16 protein-coding genes are annotated in these 16,233 nt (G+C 41.8%); 5 read left to right on the top strand and 11 right to left on the bottom strand.

From position 1 onward, the window contains the following. Nucleotides 1-94 precede the first annotated feature (94 nt). Complete coding sequence (locus F0227_RS05155; RefSeq protein ID WP_171752112.1) at nucleotides 95-517, top strand: universal stress protein; 423 nt, start codon at nucleotides 95-97, stop codon at nucleotides 515-517. Between the two features lie 113 nt (nucleotides 518-630). Here F0227_RS05155 and fadJ read toward each other — a convergent pair whose 3' ends face one another. Then, nucleotides 631-2,739 carry a fatty acid oxidation complex subunit alpha FadJ gene (gene fadJ / locus F0227_RS05150; RefSeq protein WP_171752111.1) on the bottom strand — a complete coding sequence of 703 codons (2,109 nt, stop codon included), beginning with the start codon at nucleotides 2,737-2,739 and terminating at the stop codon, nucleotides 631-633. Beyond that, the gene (gene fadI / locus F0227_RS05145; RefSeq protein WP_171752110.1) at nucleotides 2,739-4,046 is read right to left on the bottom strand and encodes an acetyl-CoA C-acyltransferase FadI; all 1,308 of its coding nucleotides are present in this window, start codon (nucleotides 4,044-4,046) and stop codon (nucleotides 2,739-2,741) included. The genes fadJ and fadI overlap by 1 nt, the downstream gene beginning before the upstream one ends. A gap of 481 nt (nucleotides 4,047-4,527) precedes the next feature. On the opposite strand from fadI, the gene F0227_RS05140 reads away from it, so the two are divergent. From F0227_RS05140 to F0227_RS05125, 4 genes are all read left to right on the top strand, one after another. Continuing rightward, nucleotides 4,528-5,091: a sigma-70 family RNA polymerase sigma factor gene (locus F0227_RS05140; RefSeq protein ID WP_171752109.1), complete on the top strand. Its 564-nt coding sequence runs from the start codon at nucleotides 4,528-4,530 to the stop codon at nucleotides 5,089-5,091. Next, on the top strand, nucleotides 5,084-5,800 hold the full coding sequence (locus F0227_RS05135) for a DUF3379 family protein (protein ID WP_171752108.1): 717 nt from the start codon (nucleotides 5,084-5,086) through the stop codon (nucleotides 5,798-5,800). The genes F0227_RS05140 and F0227_RS05135 overlap by 8 nt, the downstream gene beginning before the upstream one ends. Before the next feature lie 250 nt (nucleotides 5,801-6,050). After that, nucleotides 6,051-7,265, top strand: a complete 1,215-nt coding sequence (locus F0227_RS05130) for an outer membrane protein transport protein (RefSeq protein ID WP_171752107.1) — start codon at nucleotides 6,051-6,053, stop codon at nucleotides 7,263-7,265. A gap of 309 nt (nucleotides 7,266-7,574) precedes the next feature. Then, nucleotides 7,575-8,864, top strand: a complete 1,290-nt coding sequence (locus F0227_RS05125) for an outer membrane protein transport protein (RefSeq protein WP_171752106.1) — start codon at nucleotides 7,575-7,577, stop codon at nucleotides 8,862-8,864. A gap of 107 nt (nucleotides 8,865-8,971) precedes the next feature. Here the strand turns inward: F0227_RS05125 and F0227_RS05120 are convergent, their stop codons facing one another. The 9 genes from F0227_RS05120 to ccmB form a co-directional block, all read right to left on the bottom strand. After that, on the bottom strand, nucleotides 8,972-9,745 hold the full coding sequence (locus tag F0227_RS05120; RefSeq protein WP_171752192.1) for an MlaA family lipoprotein: 774 nt from the start codon (nucleotides 9,743-9,745) through the stop codon (nucleotides 8,972-8,974). Nucleotides 9,746-9,805: 60 nt separating this feature from the next. Beyond that, nucleotides 9,806-11,020: a c-type cytochrome biogenesis protein CcmI gene (ccmI, locus tag F0227_RS05115; protein ID WP_171752105.1), complete on the bottom strand. Its 1,215-nt coding sequence runs from the start codon at nucleotides 11,018-11,020 to the stop codon at nucleotides 9,806-9,808. Further along, the gene (locus F0227_RS05110) at nucleotides 11,020-11,499 is read right to left on the bottom strand and encodes a cytochrome c-type biogenesis protein (RefSeq protein WP_171752104.1); all 480 of its coding nucleotides are present in this window, start codon (nucleotides 11,497-11,499) and stop codon (nucleotides 11,020-11,022) included. The genes ccmI and F0227_RS05110 overlap by 1 nt, the downstream gene beginning before the upstream one ends. After that, a complete protein-coding gene (locus F0227_RS05105; RefSeq protein ID WP_171752103.1) occupies nucleotides 11,496-12,050 on the bottom strand; it encodes a DsbE family thiol:disulfide interchange protein in 555 nt (184 codons plus the stop codon). The genes F0227_RS05110 and F0227_RS05105 overlap by 4 nt, the downstream gene beginning before the upstream one ends. A 1-nt stretch (nucleotide 12,051) precedes the next feature. Further along, entirely contained in the window at nucleotides 12,052-14,010 is a 1,959-nt protein-coding gene (locus F0227_RS05100; protein ID WP_171752102.1) for a heme lyase CcmF/NrfE family subunit, read from the bottom strand. Continuing rightward, the gene (gene ccmE / locus F0227_RS05095) at nucleotides 14,007-14,492 is read right to left on the bottom strand and encodes a cytochrome c maturation protein CcmE (protein ID WP_171752101.1); all 486 of its coding nucleotides are present in this window, start codon (nucleotides 14,490-14,492) and stop codon (nucleotides 14,007-14,009) included. The genes F0227_RS05100 and ccmE overlap by 4 nt, the downstream gene beginning before the upstream one ends. Continuing rightward, nucleotides 14,489-14,695, bottom strand: a complete 207-nt coding sequence (ccmD, locus tag F0227_RS05090; protein WP_171752100.1) for a heme exporter protein CcmD — start codon at nucleotides 14,693-14,695, stop codon at nucleotides 14,489-14,491. Before ccmD ends, ccmE begins: the two co-directional genes overlap by 4 nt. A gap of 5 nt (nucleotides 14,696-14,700) precedes the next feature. Further along, nucleotides 14,701-15,444, bottom strand: a complete 744-nt coding sequence (locus F0227_RS05085; protein ID WP_171752099.1) for a heme ABC transporter permease — start codon at nucleotides 15,442-15,444, stop codon at nucleotides 14,701-14,703. A 119-nt stretch (nucleotides 15,445-15,563) separates the two neighbouring features. Further along, nucleotides 15,564-16,232 carry a heme exporter protein CcmB gene (gene ccmB / locus F0227_RS05080; RefSeq protein WP_171752098.1) on the bottom strand — a complete coding sequence of 223 codons (669 nt, stop codon included), beginning with the start codon at nucleotides 16,230-16,232 and terminating at the stop codon, nucleotides 15,564-15,566. Nucleotide 16,233 lies beyond the last annotated feature (1 nt).

Here is a 16,233-nt window from a genome sequence, read left to right as displayed (position 1 = left end):
TAACAATATTTTAATCGTTATGAGAGCTATTCTACATTTATTTCTGCTCCTCTCGTTATGATTAGAGGTGTATAAGTATTGGCGAGGTATAATTATGAATTATAAACATATTTTAGTTGCGATAGAGCTTTCAGAAGATAGTAACCTATTGATTGATAAAGCAGTATTTTTTGCCAAACAGTTTCAAGCCGAGGTTTCATTTATTCATATTGATGGTACTCACGGAGAGATCTACCCTGAATTAATTGATATTCAAAAAGATCATAATGAATGCCCTGTCAGCGAGCACTCCATTGAACAATTACAAAAATTTGAACGCTATGCAGACTACAAAATCAAGCACTGCTTTGTGGGTACTGGCAATCTAAGCGACAAACTTGAAAGCACCATTAATGATAGTCAGGTAGATCTATTAATTTGTGGACACCACCACGACTTTTGGAGCAAGCTGCTCTCTTACTCAAAACACCTGATTAATAAATCCCCTGTGGATATTCTGGTTGTCCCTATCTCTTGAAGCGAATCAATAAAGCTTTGCTAAGTTAAAAGTTAGCACGCACAAACTAAAAAAGCCGAACTCAGTTTATTATTGAGTTCGGCTTTTACTTGTTTAGCTTCTAACAGGGTGAATTAATAGAACGATTCACCATTTTCATATCGCGTTAGCAGGCCATCACAAGGGGCATATCGATCACCATGTTTCAACGCATACTCACGCATAAGTTCCACAAGGGATTCAATACCAATCTTATCCATATATTTAAACGGCCCGCCTAAGAATGGAGGGAAGCCAATACCAAAAATGGCCCCTATATCACCATCTCTCGCGCTTCTAATAATTCCTTCATCTAGACATCTAACCGCTTCATTTAACATTGGAAGAACACAGCGAAGAGCAATCTCGTCTTTTGTTAATGATGCACTAGGCTCAAGTTTTAGCAGTTTATAAACCGACTTATCGACTTCTTTTTTCTTTCCTTTGTAGCTGTAGAACCCTTTACCGCTTTTTCTTCCTTTACGGTTGTCATTCAGCAAGATATCGAATACATCTGGTCCTTGGAAACGCTCACCCAGCTCATTAACTAAAATAGGAATGATTTTCGCCCCAATATCGACACCAACTTCATCAAGTAGTGTTATCGGCCCAACCGGAAATCCAAAGTCCAACAGTGCATTATCTAATGCTTCGATGGGTTCTGAGGCCATCAATACATGGGCCGCTTCATTCATGTATGGAGCAAGAATACGGTTAACATAAAAACCGGCACTATCTTTAACCACAATAGGCGTTTTACCCTGCTTACGAGCAAAATTAACCACTGTAGCCACAGCGTCATCTGACGTTGTTTCATGTGGAATAACTTCAACCAATGGCATTTTTTCCGCAGGACTAAAGTAGTGCAAACCAACCACATTTTCAGGGCGTTGAGCATTTTCCGCTATCTTAGCAATCGGCAATGAGGAGGTATTGGTAGCAAAAATGGTTTCTGCTTTGGCATTTTGCTCAATATCTGCCACCATCTTTTGCTTCAGGTCGAGATCCTCAAAAACAGCTTCAATCACTAAATCAACATTGTTATAAGAGGTAAAGTCTACGCCTCCCGAAAGCTGCATCATTTTAGCTTGTAACTGAGCTTTGCTTAAAATACGACGTTTACGCTGTTTCTCAAATAACTTGTAGTTATAGTTAAGGGCATTAAGTACTCCATCGTTAGATACATCTTTAATCCTAACGGGAACCTTAGCTTTTGAGACACTAACATGGCTTATACCTGCGCCCATCAACCCACCGCCTAACACTCCGACTCGGTTGATTTTGATCGGTTCAGCATCTGAGCCATTGTCTTTTTTCATCTCAGTTGTGGCAAAAAAGATTGAACGAAGCGCTTTTGATTCATCAGTCATGACCAATTTACCAAACTCTTTAGCTTCGTTTGCTAAACCTTTCTTCAATCCTTTTTCCAGACCGAAACGAATAACCGCTAATATAGCGTCAGCGGCTGGATAGTTACCTCGGGTTTTCTGTAATGTTTTTTTGGTCGCTTGATCAAAGATCACTTTACGTCCTAACCCATTACGAGAGATCAGTTTCTCTTTACCCGCGGTTTTGATTTTTCGTTTTGGCTTAGTTACAAACTGCTTAGCGACATCCAGTAAAACACTGTTAGGAACAGCAGCATCAACCATACCCAGCTTAGCCGCTTTTTTTGCTCGAACTTGCTTACCAGTAAGAATAATGTCAAGTGAAGGTAACAAACCAATTAGGCGAGGCAGACGTTGTGTACCACCTGAGCCAGGCAGCAAGCCTAATTGCACTTCAGGTAGACCTAAGCGTGTTTTATCGTCGTCAGAACAGACTCGATAATCACAAGCTAAAGCAAACTCAAGTCCGCCACCTAAACAGACTCCATGAATAGCCGAAACTACCGGAAATTTAACAGATGAAATTCGGTCAAAAACTTGTTGTCCTTTTTTCGCCAACTCTTCCGCTTCTTCCGCTGACTGACAAGCATCGAGCATTTTTACGTCCGCTCCAGCGATAAAGTTATCCTCTTTCGCTGAATGGATAATTAAGCCCTTGATACCTTTTTCGTTGCTTTCGAAATCAGTTAACAAGCTTTCCATCTCTTCTATTAGGTCTGCTCGAAGAACATTCATCTTTTCATCAGCAATATCAATGGAAAGCCAAGCGATGTTGTCATCATCAATTGTTAACTGTAATGATTTATTGTCACTCATTATTCAACCTCCAAAATCATTGCCGCACCTAATCCACCCGCTGCACAGGCGGTATTCAACGCAAGTCCACCACCGCGACGTTTTAACTCTCGTAGCGTCTGAACCATCATCCTCGCGCCAGTTGCTGCAAAGGGGTGACCGTAAGCAATTGAGCTACCAAGCACGTTAAATTTATCCATATCAATTTCACCAATCGCTTTTGAGCGGCCAAGTTTTTGCTGAGCAAACTTGTCACTAGCAAACATTTTTACGTTTGCTAACGTCTGAGCAGCAAATGCTTCATGCATCTCAATTAAATCTAAATCAGCTAACTCGATCCCAGCTCTGTCTAATGCCATTGGCGTAGCAAATGATGGCCCCATTAATAGATCGTACTCCACCTGTATGGCAGAAAATGCATATGAGCGAATATAACCAAGCACATCGAGTCCTAGCTCTTTAGCTCTTCCCTCTCGCATTAGAAGTATCGCGCCTGCACCATCAGTTAACGGAGTACTATTGGCTGCGGTGACGGTACCAAATTTTCGGTCGAACGCTGGACGTAGCTTGGCATAGCTTTCAATAGAGGAATCATGGCGAATATTGTTGTCTTGATCGATCCACTGTTTATAGGGTTCAGGAAAAGCCGTCATCACTTCATCACGAATCTTTCCTTCTTGCCAAGCTTTAGAGGCTAAAGAGTGAGAACGATGAGCTAGCTCGTCTTGCTCCTGACGAGTAATGCCATATGATTTTGCCATCTGCTCAGCGGTTTGCCCCATTGATAAGCCGGTAGAATACTCTGCGACGGCAGGAGGAACAGGGGCAAGATCTTTAAGAGAAAGGCTTCGAGCTATTTTTATCTTTTTACTCAGTGTTTTTGCTTTGCTAAGAGCTAATAAACCTGCTGCCAGTTTTTTCGATACACCGATAGGCAGAACAGAAGAAGAATCCGCTCCCCCTGCAATACCAATATCGATTGCACCCGCCATAATGCTCTCAGCGACATTCACTGATGCTTGAAAGCTGGTCGCACATGCACGTGTTACGCTATAAGCGTCTGTGCCGATATTCATTCCTGTTCCTAACACTATCTCACGAGCAATATTAGGAGCTGCTGGCATTTGAACCACTTGTCCATAAACCACCTGCTCGACCAATGCTGGATCGATATCCGTTCTTGATAACAGCTCACTAACCACCATTTTACCGAGATCAACCGCGGGGACTTTACCAAATTCGGTACTTTGTCTCGCAAATGGAGTTCGTAGCCCAGAAACTATCGCTATTCGTTCTCCAGAGCGTGTTTTGACGTCTTGTCTGCTCATTTCTTCTCCTTTACCTTAGAGGTCTGACCTTTCGCTATTGTAACGAAATTGTTACCAAATTCAAACGCCCGTTTAACAATTACAGCAGGAAATTCGTGATATCTAGTATAAAATTAGAAAAGAATGAAATAGTTAACGGTGAACTTTACATCGGAATGGGTATAGATATTTAAGTGAGTAATGTGTAAATTATGGAAGATTCACCAAAACTATAAGCAAAAAAAAACCACACTAAATTGTGTGGTTGGAATCTATATAAAACAATTAACTTACGCCAATTGAAAATAATCAGTTTCCTGATTAGGAGAAAGTAAAGTCAGCCTTCAAAAGGAAGTGTCATCTTGCTCAACACACTAGTCCAAAAGACTAGCTAGATGACAAGACTAACTATAACTAGATATCAATGTAAGATTTTGAAGTAGATCAATAAATGTTGATTTTACCTCTGCGAAGCACAACAAGAGGGTAAACGGAGGCACATGTGTCGATAATTAATCTTTTCGGAAAGAAAAATACCTCCAGTCCGGTCAACTCGGATATGGATAAACAAAGAAAGTACGAAGCACTAGTGCGCGCTTATCATAAAGACCTATTTCGTTACGGTTATTGGTTATGCAAGGATAAATCCATTGCAGAAGACCTTGTTCAAGAAACCTGCCTCAGGGCGTGGAAGTCTTTGGATAGTCTTCAAGATGAGAAAGCAGCAAAATCTTGGCTAATCACCATTCTTAGACGAGAAAATGCTAGACGCTTTGAAAGGAAACAGCTGGAGCTGGTTGATATCGACGACTACGGTAGTGAAGCTAAAGTCAGTGATGATGCTCACCACCAGCAGAAATGGATTCAAGCGCAGATTATGAAGCTAGAAGTGGAATATAGAGAACCTCTATTTCTACAAGTGGTTGGAGGCTTTAGCGGTGAAGAGATTGGCGATATACTAGATCTCAATAAAAATACCGTTATGACTCGACTATTTAGGGCTCGTAATCAACTTAAAGAAATGATTGATTCTTCAGAAAACAACATGGGGCTGAAAAATGGATGATTTAGAATTTCGTCGCAGAATACTCTCAGAACCCAAATTCCGGGATAACGAGATTAATGACGTTATCAACCTTTCCGAAGCCAACGGCAAGTTTGCCGAAGAGATTCTGAGCTTAGACGCTCAACTCGAAAAAGCGATGAAGGTTGATGTTCCTGATGATCTCGCTGATCGCATTTTATTTAGTCAAAATGCTCAGACAGAGAGTAAAAGCTTTACTAAACAGATGTTAGCAATGGCTGCATCCGTTGCATTTGCCGCAGGTATTCTTATTGGGCAGATAAACTGGACACCGTTGCTGGTAAGTCCTGCACACGCAAGTTTGGCAGATACGGCAATGAAACACGTGGTAGATGAGTCTCCATTTGTAAATAAACTCGATGAACAGGTAAGTTCAACGCAGATCAATGCAAAGTTGCAACCTTTTGCCTACCAATTTAGCGAAAGTTTTCCATACCACGTTTATTACCTTAATCACTGTGGATTTGGTGCTTCAAACGCTCTGCACATGGTTTTTCAAGGAGATAAAGGCCGAGTAACAATGTTTGTTACTAACATAAATTCGGGGCAACCTATTGATTTTAATGAAAATGGGATGTCTGGCGTTGTGGTTCCTATTGCCAATTCCAGCATGATCTTAGTCGGTAGTGAAGGTGAAAACATTGATGCTATCGCTGCTAAGCTCACCTCTATCATCTCTCCTATACTTTAGTCTATATAGCCCCTAATTATATTAGGGGCTTTGTTTATGATTTTAAACAAGCGTTTAGAGTCATAACTCTAAAACCCCTCAGTTTCACTACAATTCTTGTAAGATAGCTACCAGTTTTACCAATTTGCTGACAAATTAGCTAATGGTCGGATTTCTCATCGTTATAATAGTGACTAGGATCAGCCATAAAACTGAGCAAAAGCTCGGTTATATCGCCCAAAGAGGCGAAATTACAAAAAGGAAATTACTAATGAACAAGTCGCGTCTGTACAAAAAGTCGATTATTGCAGTCACTGTCGCTCTCGCTTCACAGCAAGCTCTTGCTGCCGGATTCCAACTTAACGCTCAATCCGCTACTGGATTAGGCCGTGCTTTTGCTGGTGATGCTGTTATCGCTGATAACGCTGCAGCAATGGCTCGTAACTCAGCTACAATGGCACTGTTTGATGAAACAGCGCTTTCTCTTGGTTTTGAGACAATCACCTCTAAAATCAAAGTCAAAGATGCAAAGTATACAGCTAATGCTGGCTTGACTGGTACATTCGATTCCAATGAAGATAATGCTGGTGCTACATCTGTGGCCCCTAACATCCACCTCATTGTACCTATTAATGAGAAATGGGCATGGGGTGTGAATGCATACTCAAACTTTGGTACTCGAACAGATTTCAGTGACGATTTTCGCGGTGCTGAGTATGGTGGAGAAACTGAAATAGTTAGTATGAACTTTGGAACGGCACTTTCTTACCGTATTAACGACCAATTTAGTCTCGGTGGCGGTTTAGATATCATTTATGGTAAAGGGACTCTAAAACGTTCTCTAAGTGCAAACTTAGGTTCGACTTCAGTGCTTAATATCGATAACGCAACAGGCTGGGGATTAGGATTCAACTTAGGCGCCGTATACGAAGTTGATGACAATAACCGATTTGGTCTAGCTTATCGCTACAGCCCGACTATTACAGCAAAAGATGGTAAACAAGAAATCGATTTACCATTGCCGGACATTGCTGAGTTCTCTGGCTTTCATAAAATAAAAGATAGCGATTTTGCCGTGCACTACAGCTTTCAATACATAGCATGGAAGACATTTGACGAAATCAAGTTTACTAACGTTCCAGGCCAAACTACAAAAGCTTATGATTGGAAAAATGCTTACCATATTTCTCTAGGTGGTACCTACTACCTCAATAAAGATTGGACATTGCGTGCAGGTTATATGTTTGATGAATCAGCACAGGATGAGACTACATCTTTCTCGGTACCAGACTCTGATCGCCAATGGTTCTCTACTGGTTTTACATACCACTTTAGTGAAAAATCTAATGTCGATTTTGGTTTTACCTACTTACTTGGTCAAGATGTTAAGGTAACTGAGAAGCTTTCAAATGGTGCATCTTCAATGACAGGTACCACTCACGCAGATGCAATATTACTAGGTCTTCAGTATAGCCGTAGCTTCTAATTGAACTAGATTACTTGTTCTCTAAAGGGCCGATTTCATCGGCCCTTTTCTATTTCTTCTTTCTCTATCCAATCGACTGTTTCAGTGAACAGTTGTAGCGTTAACAGCCTATTTCATAATACAGATGTACGCCCAATTTATCAGTGGTCAGACCATTTTATCAGAATTAAAATCTAAAATAATAAGGAAATGTAAATTTATATTCCGTTTATAGCGCTATTGCTCTTTTGTTTTATTAAAGTATTTACTCTAATTTCAATTTCATTATTTTAAGCTTCTTCAATAACGATAAATTCAGCGAAATAGATAATGAAAACAAATAAGTCTTTGCTTTCTCTTGCCATTGCAGGCGGATTACTAGCAGTAAGTCAATCATCAAATGCAGCGGGTTTTCAACTTGCTGAATACTCTGCGACAGGACTAGGCCGCGCATACGCAGGTGAAGCTGCCATGGCCGATAACGCGAGCTCACAGTGGCGTAACCCGGCTCTGCTCGGTTATTTAGAAGGTACCCAGATATCATTGGGAGCCATCTATGTTGACCCAAATATCGATGTTAAGGGAAACGTTGCTTATAACGGTTCTAACTATAATGTCTCATCTAAAGATTATGCCAACGATGCAGTAATTCCAAATGCTTACTTGTCTCATCAAATTAACGATCAGTTCTTTATGGGTATAGCGCTATCATCTAATTACGGTATGAAAACCGATTTAGGTAGCAATTATGCTGCTAGCCACTTTGGCAACAAAGCAGAAGTTAAAACCATGGAAGCCAATGTAAACTTCGCCTATAAAGTTGATCCGGCAGTAACCATTGGTACAGGTGTTCGTTACATTATGGCGGAAGGGCATTTTGGTGCGACAGCACCGGCTCACGGTCACGCTGCATATGCTGGTGACACATTAAAATATATGGAAGGTGATACCACTGATTGGGGCTGGCAAGTCGGTACTGTTTGGCAAATTAATGAAGACCACCGATTAGGACTAACATATAAATCCGAAGTTAATTTAAAGCTTAAAGGAAAAGCGACTGGCGCAGGTTTTTTCGGTCCAGGTAATGCCGATGTAACCAAATCTGGCAGTTTGCCACTTACTTTACCGGCTACAGCAGAGCTAGCAAGTTTCCATCAGCTAACTGAAACTTTAGCTCTGCACGCAAGCTTTAACTGGACAGATTGGAGCAGTTTCGAAAAACTTGAGGCGAATGTTGACACCATAGGGCACTCGATGGTTAAAATCGAAAACTGGCGTGACAACTATCGTTTTGCAGTAGGCTCAACATACCAAATAGATGAGAAATGGCTAGTTCGTTCAGGTATCGCATATGATACTTCTGCAGTAAGTGATAAAAACCGCTCTGCTACCATTCCAGAGACGGATCGCACTTGGCTAAGCATTGGTGCGGGTTATAAATGGTCTGATCAACTTAACTTTGACGCTGGTTTTACCTATATTATTGCCAAAGACGCCAGCATCAATGAACCTAGAGGTTATACTGATGATGCAGGAGCAGCAGCAATTGGTGGCACCTTCGTTGGCGAGACTTCGGGTAACGTGTTGATCTTTGGTATACAAGCTAGTTATAAATTTTAATTTATACCAAGCCCATAAATATGTTTGAGTAATAAAGCATATTTATTAAAAAAGCAGTGGCTACTAATTGCCCCTGCTTTTTTATTATCTTCAGTTAAATAGAATGGCTACTCATCTAGATAATCATCGAGGAAGTCTTCTTCCTCATCATCCACAATCGTTTCTGTCGTTATCTGGGCTTTATAATCTCTTCGCTGAAGATAGATATCACGAGCAAAGATATATGAATCAGGTGAATTCTCTAGCAACGACTCTTGTGTCGCCAATTGAGCACGCGACTCAAGTCCTTCAAACGCCCATTTGCCTAACTTACCCCAAAAAGTGAGATAACTTAGTGGCATATACATTCCATCTACCAAATTGGTTGCTTCACGTGTGGTTACAGGGCCATAAGCTGGTACGACAAAATACGGCCCATTACCCACTCCATAATGCCCCGCGACATCACTAAACACACGCTCATCCTCACGATGAAGCCCGCCATACTCGGCAACATCAATAAGACCAAGCAAGCCAAATATTGAGTTTATCCAAAAGCGGTTAAAGTGGTTAAATGCTAACTCACCATTTCCCATAAGCAGGTCATTGACCATGCTAGAAGGTTCATCTAGATTAGACAAAAAATTGCTGATACCAGTACGCACGGGGACAGGCGTATAATCGACGTATGCGAGTGATACCGGACGGACAAGATAGGGGTCAAGATATTGATAATTAAACGTCCACATAGCACGGTTAAAACCTTCAAACGGGTCACTCGGACCTTCAGTTGTATTGATATCATCATCAATATCTGCCGTGGGCGAAGCCGCACAACCAACTAGCGCAAGCGCAATGATTAAAGGAATGAAAGTTCTTAAACGAACAAAAAACATGCTAATTTGGATCCAATACATAAGAAAAAGGCTGGTTTACACCAGCCTTCATAAACCAGTCGTATATTAATACTGTTTCTCGATGGATAATGCAACTGGTTCACCCAGTTTTACCACACTACTCTGACCATACCAATCGCCGTCTTTGGTCGCGACATTACCATCGGTATCGACCCTGACCTTAACCAATATCGTTTCAAGACTGGATAAACTTTGCCCTTCCATCATGACATTTCCATCATCTAACACCACAGTTCGAGGAAATGATCCAAGAGGAAATCGCGCTGCCGCCATTGGAATAGGTGAGCCGTTACCGTCATGAATGGATACAATTAATAGAGCATTTTCTGGTAGCCTGACGCTGTCACCTAAAGAAATAGTAATAGGGACATTCACATTCGATACTGGAGCGCCTAGCTGCTTCTCAGCGTTAACAATACTGCGCTCTAACATTTTGTAACGACTATCTTCAGGACCAATCAACTTTTGCATGGTACGCCAATAGCGTATTGCTTCTTCGAACTGATTTTGTTGGAAAGCGTCAAATGCCAACAGAGAATAGACTCGCAAATCAACATAGTTATCCTGCAATAACCCCACTAAGATTGAACGAGCATGACGCTGCTCAGACTCATCTTGAGACATCATCAAAGATTGTGCATAACCTAAACGAGCATCAGGATCTTGAGGCGCTAAATCATAAGCTCTTTTCATTGCTCCCACAGCCGTTTCCGCATCGCGATTCGCTAATGCGATTCTACCCAGCAATAACCAACCAGCAGAGTCCTCAGGCTGATAATGAAGACGAGTTCTTAACGCTAAGGTTAGATCTTCCATCTCTTTTTCTGTCAACTGTTCTTCATCCGGTGACATCAGCTTTTTGGTTAACGCTGGGAGTTCAGCACTGATGCCTTGCCAGTGAGTAACTTGATCTAAACCACCAAATTTAAAATACATAGCAACACTGATGATCACAACGAGCAGAACTGAAGGAACAAAAACTTGCGTAGCAGACAGTGAAAAACCACCATCTTGTCCCTTGTTTTCCGGAATATCGTCTAATAAAGATTGCTTTAGATCGACAATCAATTCATCACTATCATTGACGATGCCTTCTGCCGCTTCCTCTTCGAGTTCGACCAATCGATCTTTATAAAACGCTTTATTTAATTCGTCACGTCTCTCTTCATCATCAAACTCACTCTTTTTAAACAGTGGTAAGGCGATAAACACCGCAGATGCGGCTAGGAGAACAATTGCAAATAGCCAAAAAGTCATCATTATTGCTTCTCTCCGTTAGCATCTTCTTTTAATAATGCTTCTAAGCGTTGTTCCTTATCTTTATCCCAATCCGCCTTCTGTGCTGCTTTAGCAGACTTTCTGCGGCTATTTACAACTATAAGGCCGAATCCAATCACAACAACAAGTAACGGCCCTAGCCACAATACAGAGGTAGCAAAGGTGAGAGGGGGATTATAAGTAACGAAGTTTCCATATCGGTCGACCATATAGTCAACAATTTCATCCGAAGACTTACCTTGTTTGGTCATTTCATAAACTTTAGAACGCAAATCTTTCGCTAACTCTGCATTTGAATCACTTATCGTGTTGTTTTGACATTTAGGGCAACGAAGAGTTTGGCTTAACTCCTTAAACTGTTGCTCCTGCTGGTCATTATCAAACTCATACACATCAATAGCGGCCATGGCTGAAAAAGAAAAAAGCAAACTTACAAAACAAGCGGTAAATAATGTTCTCATTTTTTCGCCTCTTCGATCATTTTCAAATACATAGGCTCTAGGGTATCGGCCCAATTTCTTGGGTTCACATCCCCGACATGGCGATACTGAATGACACCATTGGCATCAATTAGATACGTTTCTGGCGCACCGTAAACCCCAAGATCAAGTCCCAGCATGCCATCACCGTCGAATAAGCTAATCAGGTATGGATTTCCCAAGTCATTCAACCAACCTGTTGCCTTTACACGATCATCTTTGTAGTTAAGGCCAATAATCTTCACACCGCGCTCAGCCAACTCATTTAAGTATTGATGCTCTGCGTAGCAAGTTGGGCACCAAGTCGCCCAAACATTTAGCAGCAGTGGTTCACCTTTGAAAATAGCCTGATCGTACAGTTTTCCGGGTTCAGCTAAATCTTCTAGCCTAAATTCAGGTACCGCTTTTCCTATCAATACAGACTCTAGCTTGGTTGGGTCTTCACCTTCCGCATTACGAGAAAGCTGAACAATAAACACCACAACCAAAGCAAGAAATAGAGCAAGTGGTACAAATAAAATCTTCTTATTCATGTTATGCCCTTACTTCCTTAACTTTTTTTCTAAATCTATATCGTTTATCACTGATCGCAATGGCACCACCTAACGCCATGAACAAACTGCCTGCCCATATCCAGCGAATAAATGGTTTATAGTAGAGTCGCACTGCCCATGCATTGCCACCTTCAAGTTGTTCACCCATTGCGATATATAAATCACGAGTGACACCAACTTCCAACGCCGCTTCAGTCATCATTGAACGAGCCGTGGTATAGAAACGTTTTTCTGCATGTAACGTATTAATATATTTACCATTTTGAGAAATCTCAAAATCGGCAATATAGCCGTCATAGTTCGGCCCATCTTTCTCTCTCAATCCTGAGAAATAGAAGTCGTAGTCTAATATCTGGAAACTCTCGCCGGGTGCTAAACGTACATCGCGCTCGATACTGTAGTTTTGTACCATGGCAATACCGATAACACTGACTGCAAGACCAATATGAGCAAGCATCATTGACCAATGACTGCGCTGTATTTTTCTTAGCCCAACAAAGAAGCTATGACGGTGAGTTGCCCGTTGATGCAGTTCAAACCCGTGCATGGTAATGATCCAGTACGCCATTAGCCAACCTAGGTATGCCATACCAGAAAAACGCTCTGCAAATACAAACACACTGGCGCCAGCTAAAATAAGCGACAATACACCACTAATTAGCATCGGTTTCAGTAAAGAAGATAGAGAGTCTTTCTTCCAACGAATCAGTGGCCCGATTCCCAACAAAAAGGAAAACGGAATCATCAGCCAAGTGAACAGCATATTAAAGAAAGGAGCACCAATAGAAACTGAGCCTAAGCCAATCTGTTTGTGTACAAGTGGTAATAGAGTTCCTACCAGAACCACAACTAACGCGGCAACCAATAAGATATTGTTCGCTAACAGACCATTTTCCCGCGAGAACAGCGCAAAATTACTGCGTACTCGAACTGATGAACCTTTCACTGCAAATAACAGCAGTGAACCACCAATAACAAACAATAGGAAGCCGAGTATAAACATACCTCTGGCTGGATCCGAAGCGAAAGCATGTACCGACACCAAAATGCCTGAACGCACTAAAAATGTGCCGAGCAAGCTTAGTGAGAATGCAGAGATAGCCAGTAAAACCGTCCACGCCTTAAATGTTCCTCGTTTTTCAGTTACCGCCAATGAGTGCATTAATGCGGTACCCGCTAACCATGGCATAAAGGAAGCATTTTCTACTGGATCCCAGAACCACCAGCCACCCCAACCAAGTTCGTAATACGCCCACCAAGAGCCTAAAGCGATACCCAGAGTTAGGAACAACCATGCTGCGATTGTCCACGGTCTTGACCAGCGTGCCCATGCGGTATCAAGTCGACCTGTCATCAGAGATGCGATGGCAAAAGAGAACGCCACAGAGAATCCAACATAGCCCATATAAAGCATAGGCGGGTGTATAATCAATCCCGGATCTTGAAGAAGAGGGTTGAGGTCTCGCCCATCAATAGGAAAGAAGGGTAACGTTCTTAAAAATGGATTAGAGGTTAAAATAATAAAGAGCAAGAAGCCGACAGTAATAATACCCATAACCGCCAGCACACGAGCAATAGACTCTTGCGGCATACCTTTACTATAGGTAGCAACAGCCACTGTCCAACCCGCTTGAATCAGTACCCACAATAATAAAGAACCTTCGTGAGCCCCCCAAACGGCGGTTAAACGGTAATACCAAGGCAGAGCACTATTAGAGTTGCTCGCAACATATTTTAGAGTGAAGTCATTGGTATAAAAAGCCCATAGCAATATACAAAATGACAAGCTTAGCATCAGGAACATCCCCCAAGAGAGAGGTCTCGCTGTTCCCATTAACATAGAAGAATGTTTCGACGCCCCCACCATAGGTAAGATACTAAGTAGTAACCCTAATCCTAAAGAAATAATTAGCGCAAAATGACCAATTTCTGCAATCATTGATCACTTCCTTTTAGTTGCTCTTCACTATAACCCATAGGTTCATGAACCTTCTCCATCGCCTCAGCGACTTCAGGTGGCATATAGTCTTCATCGTGTTTCGCCAACACTTCAAACGCTTCAATTGTATTTGCCGATTTCAACACACCTTGCGCGACAATACCTTGTCCTTCACGAAAGAGATCCGGCAGAATACCGTCATACTCGATAACCACTTTAGGCCCGACATCAGCCAGCTCAAAGCTCACTTTCAAAGAGCTTGGGTCTCGAGAAACCGACCCTTCAACTACCATTCCGCCAATGCGCAAACGCTGACCAACTTCTGGTTTCGTTCCATCAGGTTTACCGTAGACAAGCTCTGTTGGCGTGAAAAAGAGATCCATATTTTGGTTTAGTGCGTATACAACCAACCCAACCGTTGCACTAACCCCAAAAAACAGAGCAAGTATAATTCCGAGTCTCTTCTGGCGTCTTGGGGTCATAATGTATTCTCCAAATTTTTTGCAGCATCAATACGAGCTTGCCTTTCCTGTTTATTCTTAATTTCGCTTTTAATTTTTTTGCCTGTTAACAGACTGTTGATCAGCAATATCAACATGGAGAGTGCCGTAACTCCAAATGCTCCCCAAACATAGGCTCCATAACCACCCATGGCGAAAAAGTCGCTTAAGCTTTCAAAATGCATAATGATTATGTCCTCTCAGATGATACCAATGCTTGAACCCAAGGGCGATGACTCTCTTTAGACAAAATTTCGTTTTTAAAACGAATCAACGTCAAGGTGATAAAAAAGAATGCAAAACCAAAGATATTGAGCAATAACGGCCAAAGCATATTGGTTGAAATGGATGGTTTAGCAAACTTGGTAATAGTAGCGCCTTGGTGAAGCGTGTTCCACCACTCAACAGAGAAATGAATAATAGGTAAGTTAATAACCCCAACAATCGCTAAAATACCGGCTGCTTTGGCAGCTGTTTTTTGATCATCAAATGCATGATAAAGGGCGATAACACCAAGATATAGAAATAGTAGAATCAGTTCCGAGGTCAATCGCGCATCCCATACCCACCATGCACCCCACATTGGCTTACCCCAAACGGCACCGGTAACTAAAGCGATAAAGGTGAACACAGCGCCGATCGGAGCCATTGCTGCTGCAGCCATATTAGAAAGGCGTAACTGCCAGACAAGGCCTATAAATGCGGCGATCGCCATTGACATATAAGCGCCCATGGACCAGATAGCGGAAGGAACATGGATATAGATAATTCGAAAACTGTCCCCTTGTTGATAATCAGAAGGGGCAAAAGCAAGCCCCCAAACCGTGCCAACAGAAAGACATAACATCGTTAATACAGCGAACCAAGGTAACAACTTATTACATAAATTATATGTTGTTTCTGGTTTAGAATAGGGGTGGAGCCATTTCCACATAATCACTTCTCACTCTTACTTCTCAGGACATACTTCTAAAGGAATTCTCTGAAAGAGAAATCCCCATCGTATTCTTTGTCAAGAGCAAAACAATACCTATAAGGTGTTGTTTTGCCGTTCTAATTCACACTTACGCGAAGTGCCGCACTTATCGCAAATGGGGTTAATGTTACTGAGCCAATAAACATGGCAGCCATAATAGCCAGTTGCCCATTAAATGGCATTCCGAGACTAGCCGCATCGATAGCAGATGTGGCAAAAATCAGAATAGGAATATAAAGAGGGAGGATAAGCAAGCTCAATAATACTCCCCCTTTTTGCAGTCCTACCGTCAATGCCACGCCGATTGCACCAATAAAGCTCAATGTCGGTGTTCCCACCAATAATGTCTGTACAACCGTCCACCAAGTATTGAAGTCTAACGACAGCAATACCGCTAAAAGTGGGCTAATTAATATTAGCGGTAAACCAGTTAATAGCCAGTGAGCTATCACCTTTGAAATAACCACAAGCTGGAGCGGCAATGGCATCAGCATCATCTGCTCTAATGATCCATCTTGAAAATCGTCACGAAACAGTCTTTCAAGTGACAGCAATGCAGAGAGCAATGCAGCAACCCAAATAATCCCCGCAGCTATCCTAGCAAGTAGATTTGGCTCAGGGCCAATACTAAGCGGAAACAGAGTAATTACGATAATAAAGAACCAGAGCGGATTTAAAATGTCGGCTTGGCGTCGAAAAGCGATTAATAGCTCTCGTTTAATAATCATCAACATCGATTGCAGCATA

It is taken from the genome of Vibrio sp. 99-8-1, from assembly GCF_013114595.1.
Classification (GTDB): Bacteria; Pseudomonadota; Gammaproteobacteria; order Enterobacterales; family Vibrionaceae; genus Vibrio.
Note: the sequence above shows the minus strand (reverse complement) of the source record. Positions and strands in the feature narration are given on the sequence as shown.